This window comes from Fulvivirga sp. M361 (genome assembly GCF_007097395.1).
In the GTDB taxonomy this organism is placed as follows: Bacteria; Bacteroidota; Bacteroidia; order Cytophagales; family Cyclobacteriaceae; genus Fulvivirga.
Genome location: NZ_VKDC01000130.1, coordinates 1 through 252, shown reverse-complemented (window position 1 = coordinate 252; position 252 = coordinate 1). Strand labels below are relative to the sequence as shown.

The 252-nt window shown below is 52.0% G+C and carries 1 protein-coding gene; it reads left to right on the top strand.

Features of this window, described 5'->3' with window-relative positions; all coding sequences use genetic code 11:
• Positions 1 to 252, top strand: a 252-nt coding sequence (locus FNH22_RS32320; RefSeq protein ID WP_185154540.1) for a hypothetical protein, incomplete at both ends; no start/stop codon positions are given.

Here is a 252-nt window from a genome sequence, read left to right as displayed (position 1 = left end):
TTAGTTCATCCTTACAAAATCCAACGGTTACCGCATCTGGTATTTACGAGTTGACGGTAACTCATCCGACGAACGGCTGTACCTCCACAGCCCAGGTGACGGTGGAGCAGAACATAACTGAACCCGGCGCAACCGCCGGTGTCAGTGATGTACTGACCTGTAGTCTGGAGAGTGTCACGTTGCAAGGAGCTTCAGCTACAACTGGAGTAACCTACGCGTGGAGTGGCCCTGAAAGCTTTACTTCAGCCTTAC